Origin of the sequence: Micromonospora sp. NPDC049060 (genome assembly GCF_040649055.1) — a bacterium.
Classification (GTDB): domain Bacteria; phylum Actinomycetota; class Actinomycetes; order Mycobacteriales; family Micromonosporaceae; genus Micromonospora; species Micromonospora reichwaldensis.
The window spans coordinates 136,223-142,336 of the sequence record NZ_JBEZEV010000007.1; the positions used below are offsets into that span (position 1 = coordinate 136,223).

At 76.6% G+C, this 6,114-nt stretch carries 2 protein-coding genes; one reads left to right on the forward strand and one right to left on the reverse strand.

Features of this window, described 5'->3' with window-relative positions:
- The first annotated feature begins 112 nt into the window (after positions 1 to 112).
- A complete protein-coding gene (locus tag AB0B83_RS05820) occupies positions 113 to 3,463 on the forward strand; it encodes a hypothetical protein (RefSeq protein ID WP_357577182.1) in 3,351 nt (1,116 codons plus the stop codon).
- Positions 3,464 to 3,542: 79 nt separating this feature from the next.
- Here the strand turns inward: AB0B83_RS05820 and AB0B83_RS05825 are convergent, their stop codons facing one another.
- Positions 3,543 to 5,999: a right-handed parallel beta-helix repeat-containing protein gene (locus AB0B83_RS05825; protein WP_357577174.1), complete on the reverse strand. Its 2,457-nt coding sequence runs from the start codon at positions 5,997 to 5,999 to the stop codon at positions 3,543 to 3,545.
- Between the last annotated feature and the right edge of the window lie 115 nt (positions 6,000 to 6,114).

The following is a 6,114-nucleotide window of genomic DNA, read 5'->3' on the forward strand; positions in this document are numbered from 1 at the left end:
GGCGGCCGGGCGACCGCCAGCCGACCGGTGGACCGGTGGACCGGCAGGCCGATGGTCGTCGGCAGGCGCCGGGCGGATGACGGGTCGGCGGGGCGGCCCGGCGACCGCCACAATGGTCGGCGTGCGGAGATCAACACGACGGCTGCTCGGCGAACTGGATGCGCTGGCCCACCGGGAGCGGATGGCGACGCTCGCCCGCCGCGCCCGCGAGACGGCCGCCACGGGCGAGCTGCCGGAGATCCTGGCGGACCTGCGCGCCGAGGCATCGTCGTACCACCGGTTCCTGGCCGTCACCGCCGCCGAGATCGTCGGCGACCACGCGGCGGTGCGGGCGGCGCTCGGCGACCGGCACGGCACGATCCGCGCGGTCGCCGTGAAGGCGGGCCTGCGCGCCGGCTGGCTCGCCGGCGACGAGCTGCGCGCACTCGTCCGGGACGCGCCGGCCGACCTGCGCCACCTGGTCTACCGGTCGCTGCGGCACCTGCACCGGCCGGGGGCCGCCGACGACCTGGTCGACGGCGTGCTGGGGCGCTTCGGGGCCGTCGAGGCGGTCGCCCTGCTGCCCGCCTGCGGGGCGGACACCGTCCGCCGGCTGCTGCCGGTCGTCGAACACGCGTTGCCGGGCTCGGTCTGCCTGGCCTGTCGCCACGGCGACGTGGTGCTCGACCACGCCGAGTCGGCGCTGCCCCACCTCCAGCCCGCCGAACGGGACCGCTGGTGGACGGTGCACGGCAAGAGGGTCCTGGTCGCCGGCCGGCGACGCCCGGAGCGCGCGCTGACGCTGCTCGAACGGTACGCGCCCACCGGGCACCTCCCCGGCGACCTCGCGTACTACGGGCCGCTCGCCGCGCCGGCGCCGCGACGGGTGCTGGCCCTGCTGACCGCGCCGTCCCGCGCGGACTGGGTGGGCTACCAGTGGCTGCCCCCGGCGCTGCTGCGTCGGCTCGCCCGGCTGCCGCAGGCGGACCTGGTCGCGCTGGGCCGGCGGGTACGCGGCCACAACAACGCCCTGGACCGGCTGTTGGGGGCGTTACCCCCGGCGCGCCGGGGCGACCTGTACGACGCCGTGTTCGCCGACGTCGAGACGGCCACCCTGATCCCCGACGCGTCGCTGATGGAGGTGCTGCCGCACGACTGGCGGGAGCGGGAGGCACGCCGGGTGCTCGCCCTCGACGACGTCCGCCACGACGAGGCGCAGGTGCGGTCGTGGAGCGCCCTGCTGCCCTGGCCGGCGGCGTCGGCGGCGCTCACCCCCGCCCTGCGCGCCGCCGACGCGCACGACCGGGCCGTCGCGTACCAGCTGCTCCTGGCCGCCGCCCGGCGCAGCCGCCACCCCGCAGCGGCGGCCGAGGCCGTGACCAGGCTGGATCGGCTGCGCAACGAGCAGGACCCGGTCCGGGCCGTTGCGCTGACGGAGCTGGCGAACCTGGCCCCGTTGCTGCGCGCGGACGCCGTCGAGGCGCTGACCCGGATCGCCGTCGACGCCACGACCACCCGCGACGCGTCGACGCGCACCCTCGCCGCGCTCGGCACCCTCGCCGCCCGGGTGCTGGGTCGGCACGTCGACGAGCCGGCCCTGCTGCGGTGGGCGCTGGACACCCTCGACCGGCTCTTCGGCGGGCACCGGCTGCCGCCGCTCGGGCGGTTCGACGAGACGCTGCGGCGCGGCCAGGAGACGCTGGTCTTCGCCCGGCTGCGCGGATGGGTCGAGGTCGGTGTGGCCCGGGGGCAGTTCACCGCGTTGTTCGCGGTGACCCGGGCCCTTGGGCGGCGGGCCTGGCAGCTGCCCGAACTCCAGGAGCTGCTGCGCCGCGCGACGACCCCCGGCACCGTCGCCGCCGTCGTGCGGGAGGCCGTCGAGCTGTGGCTGGCCGACCCGAGGACCCGGGCGCAGCGCGTGGCGTACGTGCTGGACTCCGACAGCTCCACCGTCACCCTCCCGACGGTGTGGCGGACCGTCAGCGCCCGACGTACCGACCTGCTCGACCGGGTGCTGCGTCACCCGCCGAGGGGGGCCTTCCTCACTGCCGGCACCCGCTGGATCCCGGGCCGGCCGGTGCACGTCGAGCGGTGGCTGCCCCGCCAGCAGGAGGCGTTCGTGCGGCTGCAGGCGCGCCTCGCCGCCGACGCCGGCACCCCGCTGCACCACCGGGCCGCCGCCGTACGGGCCGCCGCGCGGGTGCCCGACGCCGGGCGGGAGCTGGTGCTGCGCCACGTCGGCTCGCCGAACGTCACCCTGGCCGAGGCGGCCCTGGAGTCGCTGCCGTGGACCGACCGGCCCGCCGAGGCGCTGCCGCTGCTGCTGTCGCACGCCGACGACGATCGGGCCAGGGTCGCCCTGTACGCCGCCACCCGCGCCGTCCGCTTCACCCGCCCGGCCGACCTGGTGGCCCCGCTGTCCGGCGTCGCCCTGGGGCGGGGCAAGGTGACCAGCCGCAAGCAGGCGGTCCGGCTGCTCGGCCGCTTCGGTCCCCCGGAGGCGATGGCGGAGCTGGTGTCGGCGTGGCGCCAGCCCGGCCAGCACCGCGACGTACGGGCCGCGATCGTCGACGCCGCCCGGCAGCGGCTGCACGCGCCGGAGAGCTGGCCGATCCTCGAAGAGGCGATCGTCGGGAGCCGGGAGGAATCGCTGGCCGTGCTGGCGACCCCGCCCGGCGGAATCGCCGCACCGGATCGCCCCCGTTACGCCGCCCTCGTCGCCCGGGCCTGCGCGAGCCCCGACCGGGAGCTCAGCCGGCTGGCCTGGCCCCGGCTCGTGCACTGGCTGCCCTGGGCGCCCGACCTCACCGACCTGCTCACGGCGGCGCTCACCGACCTGGGCGGGCAGTACGACTGGCAGTCGGTACGCCCGATGCTGACCGCGGTGCTCCGTCACCCGGACCGCCCCGAACGGGAGGTGCCCGTCGCCGTGCTGGACGCCCTCGTCCGGATCGACGGCGCCGACGCGGACCTCGGTGGCCCCGCCGGGGACCGCCCCGCCCGTCGGCGCATCGACGACATCGTGGCCACGGCGGCCTGGACGCTCGGGCCACTGGCCGACCCGGCGCCGGTCCGGCGGGCGGCGGCGGAGTTGGGCCGGCACCGCGCGTACGTGGCCCAGGCGGGCACCCTGCTGACCAGCGCGCTGCCGCTGAGGGACACGACGTCGGCGCAGCTCACCGCCGAGGTCCTCACGATCGCGGAGCTGGTGGCGGGCCGACCGGCGCTCGCCGCCCGGCTCGCCCACCTCCTCGCCCAGCGCACCGCCTCCCCGACGGCCCTGGACGCCGAGCCGACACTCGACACGGCCCGCGCCCTCGCCGCCCGGGGCGAGGCCACCACCGGCCTGCTCGCGGTGGCACTGGCCGGCGGCGGCAGGGCGTTCGGCTGGTCCGCTCCCTGGCGCGACGTGCTGCACCTGCTGCGCGGGCACCCGGTCGCCGACGTCCGCGACGCCGCCTTCGACATCTCGATGCAGGCGTGATCGCCGCCGTGTCGCCGCGCCCCGGGGCCGGGAAGCTCGCCGCGCGGCACCGATACCGCGAACGAGCGGCGGTTCGCGCTCAGTCGTCGGCGGCGGGGATGTCCTGCGGCAGCAGCGTACGCAGTTGCTCGGCGGTCGGCGCCGCCACGTCCGCGAGCCGTCCCGCCTGCCGTTCGATCATGGCGTTGAACAGCTTCCGCGCGCCCCGGCCGTTGCCCAACACCGGGTCGCGGACGGCCTCGACGAGCCGGTCCAGCAGGGCGTCGGCCGTCGGCGCGGTCAGGTCGTAGCCGTGCTGCCCGGCCAGCGCGGAGATGATGGCGAGCAGCTCGTCGGGGGTGTAGTCGACGAACTCGATGGTCTTGGTGAACCGGGACGCGAGGCCGGGGTTGGTGGCCAGGAACTGCACCATCTCCTCGGAGTAGCCGGCGACGATGACGACCGTCTCGTCCCGGTGGTCCTCCATCAGCTTCACCAGCGTGTCGATCGCCTCCAGCCCGAAGTCCGAGTTCGTGCCGAACGTGCGGGCCAGCGCGTACGCCTCGTCGACGAAGAGCACCCCGCCGAGGGCCCGCTCGAAGGCCGCGGCGGTCTTCAGCGAGGTGCTGCCCAGGTACTCGCCCACCAGGTCGACCCGCGCCACCTCGACGACCTGCCCCTTGGCGAGGACGCCGAGCTGCGCGAGCAGCCGCCCGTAGATCCGCGCGACGGTCGTCTTCCCGGTGCCAGGTGACCCGGCGAAGACGAGGTGCCGGCTCACCGGCGGCACCGGCAGGTTGGCCCTACGGCGCTGTTCGCCGACGCGGATGAGCTGGATCAGCGTCCGCACGTCCCGCTTGACCGCGGCCAGGCCGATCATGCCGTCCAACTCCGCCAGCACAGCGTCGACGTCGACGTTGGCCGACGCCGGACGGGCGGGCATGCCTGCCTCGTCGGCGGAGCCGGCCCGGTCCCCGGGAGCGGGCACGACCTGGGCGGTCGGCTGTTCCGGGGCGGTCACCGACACCCGCGCGCGGTCGGCGCCCCGGACGGACTCGCCGGCCACGTCGACGAACTCGCACCGGTCGACCAGCACCGGGGCGTCGGTCTCCACCTGCACGCCGTCCCCGCCGCAGGCGCGCAGCGTGCTGGCCCGCAGGGTCAGCCGGGACTGCTCCCGCAGCAGCATCCCGGAACCGGTGGTCCCGGTGACCGTGCTGCCGGTGAGGTGCAGGGCGGCCTCGCCCGCCCCGGTCACACCGACGGTGCCGCCGGAGAACACCGCGTCGGTGAGGGTGACCGCGATCGCGTCGGTGCCGACCAGCCCCACCGGGGCGTTCTCCACCCGGACGTTCGTACCGGTGAGCCGGCCCGCTCCCCCGGCGGCGATCCCGCTGCCCGTCGCGCCCCGGATGGTGGCGCCGTCGAGGCGCACGTCGGCCTCGACGGTGCCGTCGAGCACCACTCCCGCCTCGCCACCATCGACCGTCAGGTCCGTCAGGGTGGGGTCGCCGCCCTGCACGATCACCCCGTAGCGGCCCGGAGCCTCGATCCGCACGCCGGTGTACCGGCCGGAGGTGGCCCGGACCAGCAGGGCGTCCTCCCGCGACCGGCGCAGGACGCCGCCGCGCACCAGCGGCGCCGCCCCGTCGACCACGGCGATCGCGGGCAGCCGGCTGGCCGTCACGTCGCAGTCGGTGAACGTGCCACGCGCACCGCTGACGTAGATGCCGTTGCGGCCGACGCCCTCGATCCGGCAGCGACGCACGTCGGGCTCGGCGCCGCCGGTGACCTCGACGCCGCAGCCCTCCAGGTCCGTCAGCTCGCACTCCTCGACCAGCCCGCCGGCGGACCCGCTGAACACCAGCCCGCTGCCGCGTCCGTCGGAGACCCGGCACCGCCGCACCGTCGGCCGGGAACGGCCGCCCGCCGTGACGGCCCCGACGCGTACGCCCGTGAAGTGGCAGTCCTCGACGGTGCCGCCACCGCCCTCGAAGGCATCGAAGCCCCGGTCGGTGTCCCGGACGTGACAGTGCCGCACGGTGGGCCGGCTGTCCCGTTTGGACAGCACCGCGTACTCGTCGAGGTCCCACAGCCGGCAGTTCTCGACGATCCCGCTGCCGTCGACGAACGCCACGCCCCGACGCATCCCGCTGACGTCGCACATCCGCACGTGCGCGGTGCTCCGCTCGCAGAGCACGGCGTTGAAGGCCTGCCCGGTGACGACGCAGGACTCGACCGTCAGGGCGGCGCGGAGCGCCGACACCGTCGCCGGCGCGTCGGCGCTCCACGTCCGCAGCGTCAGCCCCTGGAGCACGACCTGCGCGTCCTCGCAGTAGACGACGGGCGCGGCGGTGCCGCTCTCCACCAGCACCGGCGGCCCGCCCGGCACCGCCGCCCGGATCGTGACGGCCTTCGACCGCACGACGATCTGCCCGTCGTAGCGGCCCGGCTCCACGACGACCACCGCGCCGTGCGGTGCCGCCGCCACTGCCGCCCCGATGTCCCGGTAGGCGTTCGCCCTGCTCAGCGAGACCAGCAGCGTCGGTACCCCCACTTGACCCGTCCCCCCGCCCAGGCCGCGCCACGGACGGCGGCGAGGCACCAGGAGCATAGATCGGGCCCGCCCCCCGGTGGGGGGGGGGGGGGAACTCGAACCCGCGACCGACCGA